Raw genomic sequence first — 17,837 nt, 5'->3', positions numbered from 1 at the left:
CGGGGGAATCCGGGCGAGCCCGCACGGGGGAACGTACGGAACGTACGGGGGAGCGGTGGCCGCGGTGGCCGGAGGGGGACCACCGCGGCCGCCGCGTACCCGCGTGTCCGGCACTACGCTGAACCCGTGTTCACCACCCACGGCCCGAGCCTGCGCGAACTGGCCGTCCAGGCCCTCTCCTCCGTCGAGCGGGGCTACGACCTGCTCGCGCCCAAGTTCGATCGGACGCCGTTCCGCACCCCGGACCGGATGCTCGACGCCGTCGAGGAGGCCCTGGCCCAGCAGGAGGGCGGCTTCGGGTCCGGCCTGGACCTCTGCTGCGGCACCGGCGCCGGCCTGGGAATGCTGCGCCGCCTCTGCCGGGACCGGGTCACCGGGGTCGACCTCAGCGCCGGGATGCTGGCGGAGGCCGCCCGGGCCCACCCCGAGGGCGTGGACCTCGTACGGGCCGACGCGCTGGCCCTGCCCGAGCGGCTCTGGAACTCGTACGACCTCGCCGTCAGCTTCGGCGCCTTCGGCCACTTCCTCCCGGCCGAGCGCCCCGCCCTCTTCGGCGGGGTCCACCGTGCCCTGCGCCCCGGCGGGGTGTTCGCCTTCCCGGTCGGCGCCCCGGTCCCGGTGACCTCGCCCCTGTGGTGGATGGTGGCCGGCTTCGACTCGGTGATGCGGGTCCGCAACGCGGTGTGGCGGCCGCCCTTCGTCATGTACTACCGCACCTTCCCGTTCGGCCCGGTCCGCACGGACCTGGAGGCGGCCGGCTTCACCGTGGAGACGGTCCCGCTCTCCCCCTTCGGCCACCGCGAGGACGGCAGCCCGAGGTGGCGTCTGCTGCTGGCGCGCAAGCCCTAGGAGCAGGGGCGTCACCAGATGCGGTCGAAGGGGAGGTGGACGCGTTCCTGGTCGGTGACGTCGTTGCCGTCGCGGAGGCGGGCCATGTCGTTGCGGGACAGGGCGCGGCCGTAGAGGCGGACGTCGTCCAGGGCTCCGGCGTAGAAAGCCTTGTAGTCGGGCTGGGTGCCGAGGTGGATGGTGAAGGGGCCGGTGGGGCGGAGGTCGCCCGCGGGGCCGGTGGGGGCGGTGGCGGGTGGGGCGCCGTCCACGGAGAGTTCGAGACGGCCGGCGCTGCGCTGGAGGACGACGTGGTGCCAGGTGTCGTCGTCGGTGCGGGAGCGGGAGGTCACCGCCACGGGGCCGGTTCCGGAGTTGACGGTGCCTTCGAGGCGGCCGGTGGCGGGGTCGGCCTCGATGCGGATCTGGGGGGCTGCGGGGCCCTGGCCGTAGGCCCAGAAGAGGGGCTGGCGGACGCCGCTCTCCTTGTCCTGGCCACGGGTCTTGTACTTGACCCAGGTGGCGACCGCGAAGTCGTCCGCGCCAACGCGCAGTTCGTCGGGGCAGTCGATCAGGCGGAGGAAGTCGTCCTTGCCGTCGAAGCGCATGGCTTTGCCGCCGCCGGGCCGGTTGCCGAGGCGCGGGGCGCCGTGGACGACGGCGTGGTTGCCGTAGGGGGTGGTGTCGGTGGTGCGGCGGGGGGTGAGGTCCTCGGCGGCGGCCCGGAGCTCTTGGGGGCCGAAGGCGGTGAACTTGATGTAGCCGTGCGGGGTGCCGTTGGCGGTCTCGTAGAGCAGGCCGACGCGGCCGCCGGGCAGTGCCGTCATGTCGGAGTAGCCGGCGCGTTCGCGCAGCACGACGGCGCCGTCCGTGGACCAGGTGCGGCCCTCGTCCCGGGAGGTGCGGACGGCGAGGGTCCAGCGGTCGGCGGATTCGGCGCCGGGGCGGCTGGGGGCCGACAGCAGCAGCGGGCCGCCGGGGAGCTGGAGTACGGATCCGGAGGCGGGCGGGGCGGGGAGGCCGGCGACGGGGACGAAGCCGGGCGCGGGGAACTCGGGCGCTGAGGCGTCGTCGATGACGGCGGACATGCGGTGGTCGGCGGTGCCGCAGGTGGCGGTGGAGCGGGCGTTGACGTAGATCCGGCCGTCGGGGAGCTGGGTGAGGGCGGGCTCGTTGGGGGCGGGGCGGCCTTCGGGGGCGCCCCACCGGGCGCCGGGCTTCCAGCTGAGGCCGCCGTCGTCGCTGTAGAGGAGCTGGGCGCCGGATTCGCCGGATTCGGTGCGGTAGTCGGCGCTGACGACGAGGCGGCCGGGCTGGTCGGCGCGGGTGGGGGTGAGCTGGACTCCGTGGCCGGGGCCGACGGAGACCCAGGACCAGTCGGCGCCCTTGAGCTGGGGCTGCGGTTCGGGGTCGGTGGTCCAGTCGGCGCCGTCGTCGGTGCTGTGGGCCAGGCGCAGTTCGCGGGGGCCGCGGACGCGGTTGTCGTCGGGGTCGGTGGTCCAGGTGCTGTAGGCGTAGAGGAGGGAGATGCGGCCGGAGGCGGCATCGACGACGGGGGCCGGGTTGCCGTAGGCGCCGGGGTCGCCGGCGCCGCGGATGATCTGCAGGGGGCCCCAGGTGCGGCCCTCGTCGGTGGAGCGCTTGAGGACGAGGTCGATGTCGCCGATGTCGCCGCAGCCGGTGGTGCGGGCTTCGGCGATGGCCAGGAGGGTGCCGTCCTTGGTGGTGGTGAGGGTGGGGGTGCGGTAGCAGTCGTAGCCCTCGGTGAACGCGTTGAAGGGGGCCGAGACGGCGGCGGTCAGTCCGGGTTTGTGCCCGGGGCCGTCCGCCGGGGAGTCGTCGTCGGGTGCGGCGGGCGGTCCGGGCAGCAGGGCGGTCACGGCGACGGCCGCCAGGGCGGCGACCGCCCCGCCGGCAGCCCAGGCCCGCGCCCGGGCGGACCGACGGAATCGGACGACTGCTCGGTGCACGTTCACCCGTGCAGGCTAACCCGCCCGCCGGCGAGGGCAGGGCCGGCCGGGGTGTCGTGCGCAGAGTAGATGTCAGTGCGGCGCTGGGTTCCGTCAGTGCTGTGCCGTAGCGCGCGAAGTGTGACCTGGTGGCGCGAAGCGGCTGATGTCCTGCCTGTCCGGTGCTCAGCCCGGCATGGTCCGTGAGGGGGACGCGTCGGCACGCCGCACTACGAGCGGGAACCGGCACCGTGGTCCTTGCGCTAGACAAACACCCGTGATCACCGGCTACTGCAGGACAACGACCGCCCGCTGCCGATCCGCTGGCGGGACCGCACTTTGGGCCAGGGCTGAAGGGGGGATCTTGTGTCGTCGAGACGACCTCTCCGAGTGAACCGATGTGTGATGCGCGCCGTACGCGGCTGGCCGCGCGCCCTGCTCCTCACACTTGCTGTGACGCTCACGGTGACGGCACCCGCCGGCGGGGCGGCGGCCGAGCCGCGTCCCGGCGTTCCCCCCACGGCCGGCAGCCCGTCGCGGGCGGACGGTGAGGGGAAGCTGTCGAGGGTCAAGGTGAAGCAGCGCGTGGACGTGCGCACTCTGCCCCGGCCGAAGCGCCTCCCCGAGCCGCAGGGGCAGCCCTACCTCGCCCCTCCGAAGGGCCCGGCGCCGGTGGGACCGATGAGGCAGCCGACTCTGCCGGTCACCACCGCGACCCTGACGCCGAAGACCGGCGCATCCCCGAAGGCGGCGCCGTCCACGGCCGTCATCCAGCAGCTGAAGACCTTCAGCACGCTCGGTAACGTGGACTCCGTCCCTCCGTCTGACACTCAGCTTGCAGTCGGCCCCACCTACATCGTGCAGTTCGTGAACCGCTCGGGCCAGGTCTACGACAAGGCCGGCAACGCCGTCGGTGCGCCCTTCGACCTGGGTGCCTTCTTCGGCTTCGCGGCGGGCACGGGCGGGGATCCGCGGGTGCATTACGACGCGGGGTCCGGTCGTTTCTTCGCCGCGTACGAGGGAGTCCTGGCTGGCGGCGACGAAAACGACGTCGCGGTCAGCGACAGCTCCGACCCTCGCGGGCACTGGAGCGTTTACATCGCCGGGAGCAACACCTCCAACATCCGGCAGGACCAGCCGAAGCTCGGCTACAGCAACGACAAGGTCACACTGAGCTGGAACAACTACGACCTCACAAAACCCGAGACGGATCCGGATTCGTACCTGGGCGCGGTGACCGTGGTCGCCAACAAGGCCGACCTGCTGGCCCGAGGCACGGTCAGCTTCACGACGTTCGGCCAGGACACCGGCAGGTTCCAGATCGTCCCGGCCACCTCGCTGTCGGGGATCAACGACCAGCTCGCGATGGAGCACGACCCGCGTGACCCCACCAACGTGGTGGTGCACACGTTCACCGGCGTGCCTGGCGTCAGCACAGTCACCCAGACCGAGAACACCATCGCCATCGGAAGCACGGCCCCGCCGCCGAAGTGCGGCGGCGACAGGGGATGCGCGGCTCAGCCACCCGGGGGCGACGCCACCGTCGCGACGAACGACGACCGGATGCTCTCGGTCGCGTGGCAGAACAACCACCTTTGGGGCGTCTTCAACGTCCAGTGCACTCCCACCGGCGACACCGGGGACCGCTCCTGCCTCCGCTACGTCCAGGTCGCGACCGGCGCGACCCAGACCCTCGCGACCAACATCAACCTCGGCCTCGTGGGTGGATACCTCTACTACGGTTCGGTGGCCCTGAACGACGAGGACGACCTGTTCTCCGGATTCACCGCTTCCTCACCCAGCAGGTTCCCCACCGGAGTGGCAATCGCCGTCCCGGGCGGCAACTTCCCCGCCAGGACCTTCGGCGACTTCTACGCAGCAGGCACCCAGGCCTACTCGTGCAACTGCGGCACCGACCTGCGCTGGGGCGACTACTCCGGCACCGCCCGCGACCCCAGCAATCCCAAGGACGTCTGGACCGTCCAGCAGATCGGCGCCATCGCCAACACCGGGATCTTCGGCGGTGACTGGGGCACCGCGATGGACCGTGTCACGCTGTCCCCGCCGACCGTCACGAGCGTCACCCCGAACCACGCGCCCGAACTCGCCCAATGCGTGAACACCGTGACCGTGCGCGGTACGGAATTCCCCACGAGCGGCGCCACCGTCAGGTTCGGCTCGGTGGAGGCCCCGTTCGCGCACGTGACCGGGCCCGAGGAATTGACCGCGGACGTGCCCCCGCAGGCGCGGGGCACGGTGGACGTCACGGTGACCAACGCCAACGGCACCAGCCCGGTCACCGCCGCCGGTAGGTTCACATACGACGCGGACACGTCCCCGCCGACGGCCTCCGCGAGCGTCTCGCCGTCGCCGAACGGCGCCGGCTGGAACAACAGCAGCCCGGCGACGGTCGACATCAGTGGTAGTGACGGATCCTGCGGCTCCGGCATCCAGAAGATCACCTACAGCGCGAGCGGCGCCCAGCCGGTCGCATCCACCGACGTGCCCGGCGCGAGCGCCGCCGTGCCGATCACGGTGGACGGCGTGACGACGGTGACCTTCACCGCCACCGACAACGCCGGGAACACGTCCGCGCCCCAGACGATCACGGTGCGCCTGGACACCGCGGCGCCGACGATCAACATCGTGCGCCCGACGGCCGCCACATACCTGTTCCAACAGTCGGTCACGGCGTCCTACGCGTGCGCGGACGCCACCTCTGGTGTGGCGAGCTGCGTCGGTACAGTCCCGAACGGCAGCCAGATCGACACCTCGACGTTCGGCTCGCACACCTTCACCGTGAACGCCACGGACGTCGCCGCCAACCCGGCCACCAAGAGCGTCACGTACACCGTCGCGTACCGGATCTGCCTGCTCTACGACCCGAACCGGCCGATCCGCGGCGGGAACAGCACGGTCCCGATCAGGCTCCGGATTTGCGACGTCAACGGCGCCAACCTGTCCAGCCCTGGCATCACCCTCACACCCAGCCAAATCGTCGGTCCCACCACCGTGCCGTTCACGACCCCTTTCCGGTATGACGCGCAACTTCGCGGCTACATCGTCAACCTCCCCACCCGGGGGCTGGCGGACGGCAGCTACACCCTGCAGTTCACCATCAGCGGAGCTGACACCACGACACACGTGGCACCGTTCACCCTGCGCTGACACCCACAGCTCTCGTCGGAGCGCACCGGCCCGGCCCCGGTCTCGGGGCCGGGCCGGTGCACGTCAGGGCAGCTTGCGCGCCACCGTTGACGACGGCTCCCCACCCACGCCTGTGATCAGAGATGGGCACGCCCGCTCACACATCGACCCCACCGACGCCGGCCAGCACCACGCCCTCGGAGACCTCGCCGCCTACTGACACGGACTCTGCGATCCCACTGTCATAACCCTGCGTATCCCGCTGACATCCACCCTGCGCACGACACGGGGGCGCGTCGGGATCGCCTCGGGGTGGGCGGTGGGGTGGGGTCCGGGTGGGGGTGGTGTCCGGGTGACGTTGGGGTTCGGGTGGGGGTGATGCCGGATCCGGGGCGGCGCGGGGGGCGGGGAGGATCGCGGTATGACCAACGAAGCTTTTGTGTACGGGATTTCGGGACGGGCCGGCGGGGGCCGGCGGCCGTGGGGGCCCCGGTGGGCCGGGTTCGTCCGGGCGGCTTTCGTCTTCGCGCCGCTGTGCGTGCTGGTGTACGGAGTGGTCCGGCTGGCCGACCCGGGCCACGGGCCGGGTCCCGCCTGGACCGTCGGGCACGTCTTCCTGGCGGCCGGGCTGGTGCTGTTCGGCGCGGTGTTCCTCGGGCTGCGGCGCCTGGCGGTACCCGCCGGACGCGCGGGCCGGGCGGGCGCCGGTGTGGCGACCGGGCTCGGGCTGGCGGGGGCGGTGGCGGCCGTGGCGCAGGCGGGCATCGACCTGGTGGTCGGCTTCCAGGCCACCGACCGGGCGGGCATGGACCGGCTGTTCGAGGAGGTCCAGGGCCGGCCGGGTGTGGAGCCGGTCGTCTACTCGGTGGGGTCGATGCTGTTCTACGTGGGCCTGCTGTGGCTCGTGACGCAGCTGGCCGTGCAGCGCCGGACCGGGGTGTGGCGTCCGGTGGCGGTGCTGCTGGGCACGGCGGTGATGGCCGTCAGCCTGGACCTGATCCCGCTGGGCGCCCTCCTGTTCGCCGCGGCCCTGTCCCCGCTGGGCCGCGACCTGGCGGCCCACGAGTGCGCCGCCCGCGCCGACCTGGCGTACGCGGGCGCCGCCGCCCCGCGCACGGCCGGCCTGCGGGCGGTCGCTTGACGTACGCCGGCGCGGGGCGGTGTCCGGGGGCGGGCCGGGGACGTCGTGGCCGTCCGGGGGTCAGCGGCGGGCGCGGAGTTCCGTCTTGAGTACCTTGCCGCTCGCGTTGCGCGGCAGGTCGGGGACGAACTCCACCTCGCGCGGCACCTTGTAGTTGGCCATCTCGCGGCGCGACCAGGCGATCAGGTCGTCGGCGGTGAGGGTGGAGCCGGGGCGGCGGACGGCATAGGCCTTGCCGACCTCGCCGAGCCGGGGGTCGGGGATGCCGACGACGGCGACGTCGGCGATGTCCGGGTGGAGCCCGAGGAGTTGCTCGATCTCGGCGGGGTAGGCGTTGAAGCCGCCGACGATGAACATGTCCTTGATCCGGTCGGTGATGCGCAGGTTGCCGCCGCCGTCGAGGACGCCGACGTCGCCGGTGCGCAGCCAGCCCTCGGGGGTGAGGGTGCGGGCGGTGCCTTCGGGGTCCTCGAAGTAGCCGCGCATCACGTGGTGGCCGCGGACCCAGACCTCGCCGGGGGTGCCCGGGTCCTGGGCGGTGCCGTCGGGGCCGGTGATGCGCAGCTCGGTGCCGGGGATGGCGCGGCCGGAGGTGGCGGCGATGACCTCGGCCGGGTCGCCGCGGCGGCACATGGTGACGATGCCGGCCGCCTCGGAGAGGCCGTAGGCGGTGAGGACGGTGGCGATGCGGAGTTCGGCGCGGAGCCGTTCGACGAGCTGGAGGGGGACGACGGCGGCCCCGGTGACGACCAGCCGCAGGGCGGAGAGGTCGTGGTGGTCGCGCTGGGGGTGGTCCAGGAGGGACTGGTGGAGGGTGGGCGGGCCGGGGAGGACGGAGATCCGCTCGGCGGCGATGTTGGCGAGGACGGTGTCCACGTTGAAGACGGGCTGGGGGACCATCGTGGCCCCGCGCATCAGGCAGGCGATGATCCCGGCCTTGTAGCCGAAGGTGTGGAAGAAGGGGTTCACGATGAGGTAGCGGTCGCCCTCGCGCAGTCCGGCGAGCTCGCTCCAGACGGCGTAGCAGCGCAGGGTCTGGGCGTGGGTGATGACGGCGCCCTTGGGGCTGCCGGTGGTGCCGGAGGTGAAGATGATGTCGGAGGGGGCGTCGGGGGCTATCGCGTCGGCGCGGGCGCGGACGGCGGCGGCCGGCACGTCGTCGCCTGCGGCGAGGAAGTCCTTCCAGGTGCGGAAGTCGGCGGGGGCGTCGTCGGCGAGGACGACGACCTGTTCGAGGTGGGGCAGGCCGGGCAGCGGCCCGCTGCCGGTGCCTTCGGCGGCGGCGCGGCGCAGTGAGGCCACGTAGGAGGTGCCGAGGAAGGTGCCGGTGACGAACAGCAGGCGGGCGCGGCTGCGCCGGAGGACGTAGGCGGCCTCGGCGCCCTTGAAGCGGGTGTTGAGGGGGACGAGGACCGCGCCGGCGGTGACGGCGCCGAGGGCGGAGACGATCCAGTCGACGGTGTTGGGGGCCCAGACGGCGACCCGGTCGCCGGGTTCGAGGCCGGCGGCGAGGCAGGCGGCGGCGGCCCGTTCGACGCGTTCGCCGAGCTGGGCGTAGTCGAGGCGGGTACGGCCGTCGACGACGGCCTCGCGGCGGGCGTGGCGGCGGGCGGCGTCCCGCACGAGGGCGGCGACGGTTCCCCAGCGCAGGTCGCCGCGCGGATCGGCGGGACCGCCCCCACCGGAGCCCGGGCCCCCACCGGCGAACCCGCCGGCGAACCCGCCGGCGGCCGCCTCGCCGGCGCCCCCCTCCCCGTCGGGGCGCACGCCGCGGGCGAGCCCGTCGCCACCGGCCACACCGGCCGGGGCCTCGTCGGCCGGGGGCACACCGCCCCCGGTCGCACCGCCCCCGGTCGCACCAGCCGCGGTCACGCCGGCCGCGGTCACGCCGGCCGGGGGTGCGGAGCCGTTCGTGCCGGTGTGTTCGTGGTCGCCGCCTCGGTCCATCGACCGCCCCCTCCGCCGGATCCCGGTAGCTGACTATCCGTCAGATTAGCTGTAGCCTTCGCGGCTGTCAGCAGTACCGACGCACCCCGGAGGTGGCGATGGCGGCAACGCTCAAGGACGCTACGGCAATCGTCGGCATCGGCCAGACCCCCTTTGCCAAGCGGCTACCCGCCTCGGAGAAGGAACTGGCCTGCCGGGCGATCCTCGCCGCGCTCGCCGACGCGGGCATCGCCCCCGGCGAGGTCGACGCCTTCGCCTCCTACACGATGGAGGAGACCGACGAGGTCGAGGTCGCCAAGGCCATCGGCGCCGGCGACGTCACCTTCTTCTCCAAGGTCGGCTACGGCGGCGGCGGCTCCTGCGCCACCGTCGGCCACCTCGCCGCCGCCATAGCCACCGGCCAGGCCACCGTCGGCGTCGCCTGGCGCTCCCGCAAGCGCGGCTCCGGCCCGCGCCCCTGGAAGAACACCGCCGTCCAGCTGCCCACCCCCGGCCAGTGGACCCGCCCCTTCGGGCTGCTGCGGCCCGCCGACGAGATCGGCATGCTGGCCCGCCGCTACATGCACGAGTACGGCGCCACCCGCGACCACCTCTTCAACGTCGCCATGGCCTGCCGCAACCGCGCCAACGAGAACCCCGCCGCGATGATGTACGAACGCCCGCTGACCCGCGAGATGTACATGACCTCCCGCATGATCAGCGACCCGCTCTGCCTCTTCGACAACTGCCTGGAGACCGACGGGGCCCTGGCCTGCGTGGTCGTCTCCGCCGAGCGGGCCCGCGACTGCCGGCACAAGCCCGTCTACGTGCACTCCGCCGCCCAGGGCCTGCCCTCCCAGCACCACGGGATGGTCAACTACTGGAACGACGACCCGCTGTCCGGGCCCGCCTGGACCGCCGCCCGGCACCTGTGGAAGCAGGCCGACTTCGGGCCCGCCGACGTGGACGTCGCCCAGATCTACGACGCCTTCACCCCGCTGATCCCGCTCTCCCTGGAGGGCTACGGCTTCTGCGGGCGCGGCGAGGGCGCCGCCTTCACCGAGGGCGGGGCGCTGGAGATCGGCGGCCGGCTCCCCATCAACACCGGGGGCGGCGGCCTGAGCGAGGCCTACGTGCACGGGTTCAACCTGATCAACGAGGGCGTCAAGCAGCTCCGCGGCACCTCCACCGCCCAGGTGCCGGACGCCGCGACCTGCCTGGTGACGGCCGGTGAGGGCGTCCCCACGTCCGCGATCCTGCTGCGCGCCTGAGCCGCCCGCCCGAGCCGCGCCCCCGAGCCACGCGCCCGAGCCGCGCGCCCGCCCCGAGCCCCTCCCCTAGGAGCCGCACGATGACCACCGCCCCCGGCGCCGACGAACTCCAGCTCCTGCTCCCCGTCCCCGACGAGGACGGCGCCCCCTTCTGGGAGTACGCCGCCCGCGGCGAGCTCCGCGTCCAGGCCTGCACCTCCTGCGGCCGGCTGCGCTTCCCGCCCCGGCCCTGCTGCCCGCACTGCGGGTCCTTCGAGTCGGAGTGGCGCCTGATGAGCGGGCGGGGCCGGATCTGGTCCTACGTCCTGCCGCACCCCCCACTGCTGCCGGCCTACGCGGCGCAGGCGCCGTACAACGTCATCCTGGTCGAGCTCTCGGACGCCCCGCACATCCGGCTGGCGGGGAACCTGGTCGCCTCTGCGGACGCCCCGCTCGACTCGGTGGACCCGTCCCGGCTGCGGATCGGGGCGCAGGTGCAGGTGGTGTTCACCGAGACGGGCGGGATGACCGTGCCGCGCTGGATCCCGGGGAAGTCATGACGCTGCGGGTCGAGCGGGACAAGGAGGCCGGGGTCGCGGTCGTCACCCTGGACCGGGAGCACCGGCACAACGCCGTCGACCTCGACACGGCGGCCGAACTGGCGGCGGTGTGGCGGGAGTTCCGCTTCGACGAGGAGGTGCGGGCGGTGGTGGTGACGGGTGCGGGCACGGCCGCGTTCTGCACCGGCATCGACCGCTCGGCGCAGGTGCCGCAGCCGGCCTCCCCGTACTCGGCCGACGACCCCCTCGTCGCCATCGGGCCGAAGGCGAACGACCTGTGGAAGCCGGTGGTGGCCGCCGTCAACGGCATGGCCTGCGGCGGGGCCTTCTACCTGCTGGGCGAGGCGGAGTTCATCGTGTCGGCCACCACCGCCACCTACTTCGACCCGCACACCTCGTACGGGATGGTCAGCGCCTACGAGGCCGTCTACATGGCGCAGCGGATGCCCTTCGGCGAGGTCGCCCGGATGTCGCTGATGGGCACGGCGGAACGGCTCTCCGCGCGCCGGGCGTACGAGATCGGCCTGGTTTCGGAGCTGGCCGAGCCCGCGGAACTGCTCGCGGCGGCGCTGCGGTCGGCGCGGACCCTGGCCGCGTTCCCGACGGAGGGCGTCCAGGGCACCGTGCGGGCACTGTGGTCGGCGAAGCAGGCCGCGCTGCAGCAGTCCCTCGCCCAGGCCCCGGCCCTGATCGCGCTGGGGAACCTCCCGCCGGAGCGCCAGGCGGAGCTGTTCGCGGGGCGCCGGCCGGGGTCGGAGTTCCGGCTGCGCTGATCAGGGCTTGCGGGCGGCGGCGGACGTGGGCGTGGGCGTGGGCGACGTCGGCGTGGGGCTCGGGGACACGGTGGCGGGCGCGGTGGTGATCCCCGTGATCCGGCAGTCCTTGACGTCCTCCGCCCGGTCCTCGGCCCGCAGGGGGACGACCTCCCTGGCGGTCCGGCGCGGTTCCAGGGTGACCAGGACCGTGGACGTCTCGATGAGGCCCGCGCCGACGCCCTCGCGCCGCAGGGTCACGGAGAAGGTGGCGGTGCGGTCGAGCCGCGAGGTGACCTCGATGGTGCTGGAGGGGCGGGCCGTGCCGGCGTCGATGCAGGACACCACGTAGGCGGTGGCGGGCCCGGTGCTCGCGGTGGGCGAGGCGGTAGCGGCCGGGCCGCTGTCGGTGCGGGTGCCGGTGCCGGTGCCCTGGCTCGTCTTCGTGGTCCTGCTCTTGCTCTTGCTCTTGGAGCTGGAGCAGCCGCCCCCGCCGCCGTCGCTCTTGCCGTGGCCCCCGCCCGTGGAGAACCCGGTGAGCGACAGCACCACCGCCACGAGCACCGCGCCGAATCTGACCCTGCGTACCTGTCCGGACAGCATGGTTCACGTCCCTCCCCCTGAGACAAAACGCCGTCACGCTACCAGGGGGCCCGGGCCGCACCCCGGCAGGGGACGCCCGACGTGTCGGCATTCACCACCGCACACCCGGAAGGCTCCCCTCCGCTCTCTTCGCCACCAGCGAAGACCTGCCCTCCCCGGGTCTCGGACCGCCCGATCCGTGGTTGCATCCCAGCACCGAACCCGGCGGCAGCCGCACACCCCGCGTCCCTTCGGCGAGTACCACGTCACCACGAGGAACACGGCGAAATGCGACGCAACATCACCACCGAGATCACCATCGACGCGACCCCGGAAGAGGTCTGGGCGGTCCTGACCGACCTGCCGCGCTACTGCGTGTGGAACCCCTTCATCCGGCAGGCCGGCGGCGAGGTCGCGCCCGGCGAGCGGCTGCGGCTGACCATGTACGCGGAGTCCGGGAAGCCCACCACCTTCCACCCGACCGTACGGGTCTGCGTGCCCGCGGCCGAGCTCCGCTGGGTGGGCCGCCTCCTCGTCCGGGGCCTCTTCGACGGCGAGCACTTCTTCCGGCTCTCCGAGGGCCCGGGCCGCACCACCCGGCTGGAGCACGGCGAACGGTTCCGGGGGCTGCTGGTCCCCTTCCTCGGCAAGCTGCTGGAGGGCACGGCCCGCAACTTCGCGACGATGAACGAGGCCCTTCGCCGGCGCGTCGAAGCCGCCCGCGCCACCTCCTGACGCGCGCACCCCGGGCCCGCCGGCCCCGCCTCCGGACGCCACGACCGGCGTGCGCCGCCCAGGGCCCCGGGCTAGCGTCGGGATCATGACCGCTACCCCGGAGGGCCGGGCATGATCCGCAACGCAATCGGCTCGCTCATGGGTCTGATCGGCGCCGTCGCCGCCGTCTGGAGCCCGTTCCGGGCCTGGTACGACGGCCGCCCCGGCCGCGACTACCGCATCGAGGAGCTGTTCTCCGGCTCCGGCGTCACCACGGACGTGCCCGCGCTGCTGGGCTCGCTGCTGCTGCCGATGCTCTTCGCCGCGCTGCTCGTGCTGCTCGCGGTCCTGCGGCGTTCGCGGCCGCTCATGGCGCTGGCGGGGGTGGTGGTGCTGGGGGTGGCGGTGCTGTGGATGGTCCGCCAGGGCCAGGCGGCCGGGGGCCTGTCGGTCGGCGCCGACGGGCAGGGCATCGGCGACGGGCTCGCCTCCGCCTTCGGCGCGGGCGCGCTGCTGCTCCTGGCGGCGGCGGTCATGCGCGGACGCCGCCGCCGGCCCCACGGCCGCGACCGCTACCTGGACCTCGACCCCCCGGCCCGCCCGCCGGCCGGGGAGCACGAGCCGTGGGGACCGGGCGACCGGCCGTAGCGGCCGGACGCAGCCGGCCCCGGAGGCCCCGAACGGCGGCGGCCCCGCTCCCCTGAGGGGGGCGGGGCCGACCTGCGCGGGGTGGGGATCAGGCGTCGACGACGCCGGAGGCCGCGACCTCGATCTTGGCGCGGGTGGCGCCGGAGGGGGAGCCGAGCTTCTCGATGGCGTCGACCACGTCCTGGCCCTCGACGACCTCGCCGAAGACGACGTGCTTGCCGTCGAGCCACGGGGTGACGACGGTGGTGATGAAGAACTGCGAGCCGTTGGTGTTGCGGCCGGCGTTCGCCATCGACAGCAGGTACGGGCGGTCGTGCTTCAGGTTGAAGTTCTCGTCGGCGAACTTCTCACCGAAGATGCTCTTGCCGCCGGTGCCGTTCTGGCGGGTGAAGTCACCACCCTGGAGCATGAACTGCGGGATGACGCGGTGGAACGGGGAACCCGCGTAGCCGAAGCCGTGCTGGCCGGTGGCGAGCTCGCGGAAGTTCTGGGCGGTCTTCGGGACGACGTCGTCGAAGAGGTTGAAGACGATGCGGCCGGCCGGCTGGCCGTCGATGTTGATGTCGAAGTAGACGTTGCTCATGGGTCCCATCCTGTCACTCCCGGTGCGGAACGCGACCCGGAGGGGCCCCGAAGCACGCCGCCGGACCGCCCATAGCTCGTTCAGGTGAACCAAATACATATGCCTGCGGCACTTGTCGAGAGCGCCTTGGATCGTCCGTATGGTCGCTTCGCACCACGAGGCATCCCACCGGATCTTCCAGGACCGCCCGGAGCTGCTCGCCCCGGTGTTCCGCATCCTCGGCGTGCCGCTTCCCGCCAAGGCCGCCGTCGAGGTCCTGACGGCCGACGTCACCGAGATCCGTCCGCTGGAGCGGCGGGTGGACAGCGTCCTGCGCATCGAGCCGGAGGACGGTGTCGGCGGCTTCCTCCTCGCCATCGAGGCCCAGGGCCGCCGCGACCCGGACAAGGCAGTCAGCTGGGCTTACTACCTGTCGTACCTGAAGGCGAAGTACGCCTGCCCGGCCCTGCTCCTCGTCATCTGCCAGGACGACGGCACAGCCCGCTGGGCGGCCGGGCCCTTCCCGCTCGGCGCCCAGGGCTGGAACGCACTGACGCTGCACCCGCTGGTGCTGGGCCCCGGGAACGTCCCCGTGATCACCGACGTGGAGGACGCGGCGCGGGACCTCCCGCTCGCGACCTTCTCGGCCATGACCCATGGCCGCGGCCGGAGCGCTCCGGCCATACTGAAAGCACTGGCGGAGGCCCTGGGGAGCGCCGATCCCGAATCCGTCGCCTACTACTCCGAACTGCTGGAGATCGGCCTGGGGAACACCCCGGCGCGAGAGACCTGGAGGGACCTGATGCCGCGTACCTACTTCCCCGGCCGGGGAACGCTCATCGAGGAGACCTACCTGGAAGGCGAGGCGCAGGGCCGGGTCGAAGAGCGTGCGCAGCTGGTCCTGCGGGTACTCGACAACCGCGGAGTCGCGGTGACCCAGGAGGTCCGGGAGCGGATCGCCGCGTGTGGCGATCTCGACACCCTTGGGCGGTGGATCGACCTCGCCTTCGCCGTATCGGACGCGGAGGGCCTCTTCGAGGGCCCGGAGGGCTGAGGGGGCCCGGTCGGCCCCGGCCCCCGCCGGCGGGGCGGGGGCCGGGGGTGGCTCAGGCTCCCGTGCGGGTGCCCGTGCCCTTGGCGGCGTCCAGGGCGTAGACGCAGCGGTCCTTGCTGCACGCGTACACCACGCCGGCCTCTGCGACCGGTGCGCCGGTGATCTCGCCGCCCGTGGCCAGCTTCCAGCGCAGCTGCCCGCCCGCCGCGTCCAGGGTGTAGAGGCAGTGGTCGGCCGAGCCGAAGTGGACCCGGCCGTCCGCGACCACCGGAGGGCCGGTGATCTCGCCGCCCGCCGCGAACCGCCACTTCGGGGTGCCGGTGACCGCGTCGAGCGTGTACAGGGCGCTGCCCGCGCCCAGGTGGACGTTGCCGCCCGCCACCAGCACCGGGTCCGCAGCCGGGCGCGGCTCGGTGGCGATGCGCCAGCGGTCCTTGCCGGTGGCGGCGTCCAGGGCGTAGACGGTGCCCAGGTAGTCGGCGAGGTAGACCCCGCCGCCCGTGACCGCCGGACCCGGCGCGAACGCGGGCGGGGCCAGGAAGACGGCGGGCGCCTCGAAGTGCCAGCGGACCCGGCCCGAGGCCCGGTCGACGGACAGCACCCGGGTGCCGGCGGCCACGTACACGTTGCCGTCGGGGGCCGGGGTGACGCGGACCGGGACGTTGCCGCAGGAGGCCGCGTCCCCGACCGGGTACGACCAGGCCTCCAGCCCGGAGCGGGCGTCGAGGGCGCGCAGCCGGGCGTCCTGCCAGACGTAGACCGTGCCGTCGTGGAGGACGGGGGCCGCCTCCGGTGTCTCGAAGTCGGTCTGGGCTCCGCTCAGCTCCCACAGCTTCTGCCCGTTGGAGGCCTCCCAGCCCTGGACGCCGCCGCCGCGCGTGGCGGTGATGACGGTGCCCCGCTCGGCGCGCAGGGCGTACACCCAGGCTTCGGTGTTCAGCCGCCACCGCTCGGAGCCGTCCTTGGCGTCGAGGGCGAACAGGGAGGGCCCGTCGGAGGCGTGGATGCGGCCGTCGGCGACCGCCATGGACCAGGCGACGTCCCGCGTCTTGAACTGGCGCCGGCCGCTGCCGACGTCCAGGGCGTGCACCTCGAAGGAGGTGACGTACAGCAGGTCGCCCGCGACGGTCGGGGTCCCCCACACCTCGTTCGACATGCGGAAGCGCCACGGCCGCCAGCGCCCGCTGTCCGGGGACGGGCCGGGGGCCGGCACGGACGGGGTGGCCACCGGGGCCGCGGCAGCGGACGGGACCCCGGCCGGCGGGCGCACCCAGCCGGTCGCCGAGTCCGCGGCGGCGAGCGCGGCCGGGGCGGAGGCCGTCGCGCGCGGGCCGGGCCCGATCGGCACCGGCGAGCCGCCGAGCTGCACGGGCGCGCCCGGCAGCGAGGAGACCGGCGCCATCGGCGGGCGGTCCGGGCGCGGCGGCAGGGCCTGACCGGTGCGCGGGTCGGTGAAGGGGTCGGCGGTGCCGCGCGGGGGCCTGCGGTGCGTGGCGGGGCCGGAAACCGGCAGGGCGGGGGCGTGGGCGGAGGCGGGCCCTGAGGCGGGCGCGTGGCCGGAAGCGGGGGCGTGGCCGGGGGCCGGGGCGTGCCCGGAGGCGGGCGCGTGGCCCGAGGCGGGCGCGTGGCCCGAGGCCGGGGCTGCCGCGGAGCCGCCCTGCGGGGCCCGGGAGGGGCCGCCCGGGGACGGCACGCCCGGGGCCGGGACGCCGGGGGCCGGAGTACGGTGCCCCGCGCGCCGGGCCTCGATCATCGCGACGGCCCGGGCCGGCAGCCACGCCGAGGCGGTGCCGCTGTCGTCGCCGCCGTCGAAGAGGTGCGGGGCGAGCTGCGCCTGGAGGTCGGCGGGGGTCGGGCGCTGGGTGGCGTCCATCTGCATGCAGGAGTCGATCAGCGGCCGCAGCTCGTCGGGGAGCCCGTCGAGGTTGGGGCCCTCGCGCAGCAGCATGAACACCGTCTCCACCGGGTTCGCCCCGTGGTACGGCGGGTGCCCGGTCGCGGCGAACACGAGGGTGGAGCCGAGCGAGAACACGTCGCTGGCGCCCTTGACGCTGCGCGAGTCCTTCGCCTGCTCCGGCGACATGTAGGCGGGGGTGCCGACGGCCACGTTCGTCATCGTCAGCCGCGTGTTGGACACGCCGCTCGCGATGCCGAAGTCGATGACGCGCGGCCCGTCCTCGACGACCAGCACGTTGGACGGCTTGAGGTCGCGGTGGACCAGGCCCGCCCCGTGGATGGACTGCAGCGCCTCCGCGATGCCGGCCGCGAGCCACCGTACGGCCTGCACGGGCATCGGCCCGCACTCGTTGACGATCTCCTCCAGCGAGGGCGCCGGCACGTACGCGGTCGCCAGCCACGGCACGGCCGCGCGCGGATCGGCGTCGACCACGGCCGCGGTGTAGAAACCGGACACCGCGCGCGCCGCCTCGACCTCGCGCGTGAACCGCACGCGGAAGAGCTGGTCCTCGGCGAGCTCGGTGCGCACCGTCTTGATCGCGACCCGCCGACCGGACGCCGACCGCGCGAGATAGACCAGCCCCATGCCGCCGGCGCCGAGCCGTCCCAGCACCTCGAAGGGGCCGATCCGTCTCGGGTCGTGCTGCGTCAGCTGCTCCACCACTCGCCTCCACACCTCCCCGTACGGGCCCTCTGCCCGGGCCCGCTCTTTCCCAGCGCGTCCGCCGGCGCGCGCACCGGCACGGCGGACGGCCGCCCGGCGTCCCG

General features: G+C 73.9%; 14 protein-coding genes. 9 read left to right on the top strand and 5 right to left on the bottom strand.

The genetic code is table 11. The annotated features are described in order from the left end of the window. Positions 1-126 precede the first annotated feature (126 nt). Positions 127-849, top strand: a complete 723-nt coding sequence (locus B4U46_RS20515) for a class I SAM-dependent DNA methyltransferase (RefSeq protein WP_079429192.1) — start codon at positions 127-129, stop codon at positions 847-849. 11 nt (positions 850-860) lie between these two features. Here B4U46_RS20515 and B4U46_RS39900 read toward each other — a convergent pair whose 3' ends face one another. Further along, a complete protein-coding gene (locus tag B4U46_RS39900; RefSeq protein WP_079429191.1) occupies positions 861-2,804 on the bottom strand; it encodes a sialidase family protein in 1,944 nt (647 codons plus the stop codon). Positions 2,805-3,458: 654 nt separating this feature from the next. Here B4U46_RS39900 and B4U46_RS20505 point away from each other — a divergent pair. Together B4U46_RS20505 and B4U46_RS20500 are read left to right on the top strand one after the other, a co-directional pair. Further along, a complete protein-coding gene (locus B4U46_RS20505) occupies positions 3,459-5,945 on the top strand; it encodes an IPT/TIG domain-containing protein (protein WP_159402106.1) in 2,487 nt (828 codons plus the stop codon). Between the two features lie 400 nt (positions 5,946-6,345). Beyond that, positions 6,346-7,065 (top strand): hypothetical protein, encoded by a 720-nt coding sequence (locus tag B4U46_RS20500; protein WP_159402105.1) that lies wholly within the window; start codon positions 6,346-6,348, stop codon positions 7,063-7,065. Between the two features lie 60 nt (positions 7,066-7,125). Here the strand turns inward: B4U46_RS20500 and B4U46_RS20495 are convergent, their stop codons facing one another. Continuing rightward, positions 7,126-9,012, bottom strand: a complete 1,887-nt coding sequence (locus B4U46_RS20495) for a FadD3 family acyl-CoA ligase (protein ID WP_237293021.1) — start codon at positions 9,010-9,012, stop codon at positions 7,126-7,128. 98 nt (positions 9,013-9,110) lie between these two features. On the opposite strand from B4U46_RS20495, the gene B4U46_RS20490 reads away from it, so the two are divergent. The 3 genes from B4U46_RS20490 to B4U46_RS20480 all read left to right on the top strand — a co-directional run bounded on the left by B4U46_RS20490 (position 9,111) and on the right by B4U46_RS20480 (position 11,574). After that, positions 9,111-10,262 carry a lipid-transfer protein gene (locus tag B4U46_RS20490; RefSeq protein ID WP_079429189.1) on the top strand — a complete coding sequence of 384 codons (1,152 nt, stop codon included), beginning with the start codon at positions 9,111-9,113 and terminating at the stop codon, positions 10,260-10,262. 80 nt (positions 10,263-10,342) lie between these two features. Beyond that, positions 10,343-10,801, top strand: a complete 459-nt coding sequence (locus B4U46_RS20485; protein WP_079429188.1) for a Zn-ribbon domain-containing OB-fold protein — start codon at positions 10,343-10,345, stop codon at positions 10,799-10,801. Then, on the top strand, positions 10,798-11,574 hold the full coding sequence (locus B4U46_RS20480) for an enoyl-CoA hydratase/isomerase family protein (protein ID WP_079429187.1): 777 nt from the start codon (positions 10,798-10,800) through the stop codon (positions 11,572-11,574). Before B4U46_RS20485 ends, B4U46_RS20480 begins: the two co-directional genes overlap by 4 nt. On the opposite strand, the gene B4U46_RS20475 is transcribed toward B4U46_RS20480, so the two are convergent. Then, positions 11,575-12,156 carry a hypothetical protein gene (locus B4U46_RS20475; protein WP_079429186.1) on the bottom strand — a complete coding sequence of 194 codons (582 nt, stop codon included), beginning with the start codon at positions 12,154-12,156 and terminating at the stop codon, positions 11,575-11,577. 267 nt (positions 12,157-12,423) lie between these two features. Here B4U46_RS20475 and B4U46_RS20470 point away from each other — a divergent pair, with 267 nt between their 5' ends. Both B4U46_RS20470 and B4U46_RS20465 read left to right on the top strand, forming a co-directional pair. Beyond that, positions 12,424-12,870 (top strand): SRPBCC domain-containing protein, encoded by a 447-nt coding sequence (locus tag B4U46_RS20470; RefSeq protein ID WP_079429185.1) that lies wholly within the window; start codon positions 12,424-12,426, stop codon positions 12,868-12,870. A gap of 111 nt (positions 12,871-12,981) precedes the next feature. Continuing rightward, the gene (locus B4U46_RS20465) at positions 12,982-13,497 is read left to right on the top strand and encodes a hypothetical protein (protein ID WP_237293020.1); all 516 of its coding nucleotides are present in this window, start codon (positions 12,982-12,984) and stop codon (positions 13,495-13,497) included. An 88-nt stretch (positions 13,498-13,585) separates the two neighbouring features. On the opposite strand, the gene B4U46_RS20460 is transcribed toward B4U46_RS20465, so the two are convergent. Then, a complete protein-coding gene (locus tag B4U46_RS20460) occupies positions 13,586-14,080 on the bottom strand; it encodes a peptidylprolyl isomerase (RefSeq protein WP_079429184.1) in 495 nt (164 codons plus the stop codon). A 139-nt stretch (positions 14,081-14,219) separates the two neighbouring features. On the opposite strand from B4U46_RS20460, the gene B4U46_RS20455 reads away from it, so the two are divergent. Further along, on the top strand, positions 14,220-15,113 hold the full coding sequence (locus B4U46_RS20455) for a hypothetical protein (RefSeq protein WP_079429183.1): 894 nt from the start codon (positions 14,220-14,222) through the stop codon (positions 15,111-15,113). A 52-nt stretch (positions 15,114-15,165) separates the two neighbouring features. Here the strand turns inward: B4U46_RS20455 and B4U46_RS20450 are convergent, their stop codons facing one another. Then, on the bottom strand, positions 15,166-17,733 hold the full coding sequence (locus B4U46_RS20450; RefSeq protein ID WP_185117204.1) for a PQQ-binding-like beta-propeller repeat protein: 2,568 nt from the start codon (positions 17,731-17,733) through the stop codon (positions 15,166-15,168). Between the last annotated feature and the right edge of the window lie 104 nt (positions 17,734-17,837).

Origin of the sequence: Streptomyces katrae (genome assembly GCF_002028425.1) — a bacterium.
GTDB lineage: Bacteria > Actinomycetota > Actinomycetes > Streptomycetales > Streptomycetaceae > Streptomyces > Streptomyces katrae_A.
This window is presented reverse-complemented; position numbering and strand designations above follow the sequence as displayed.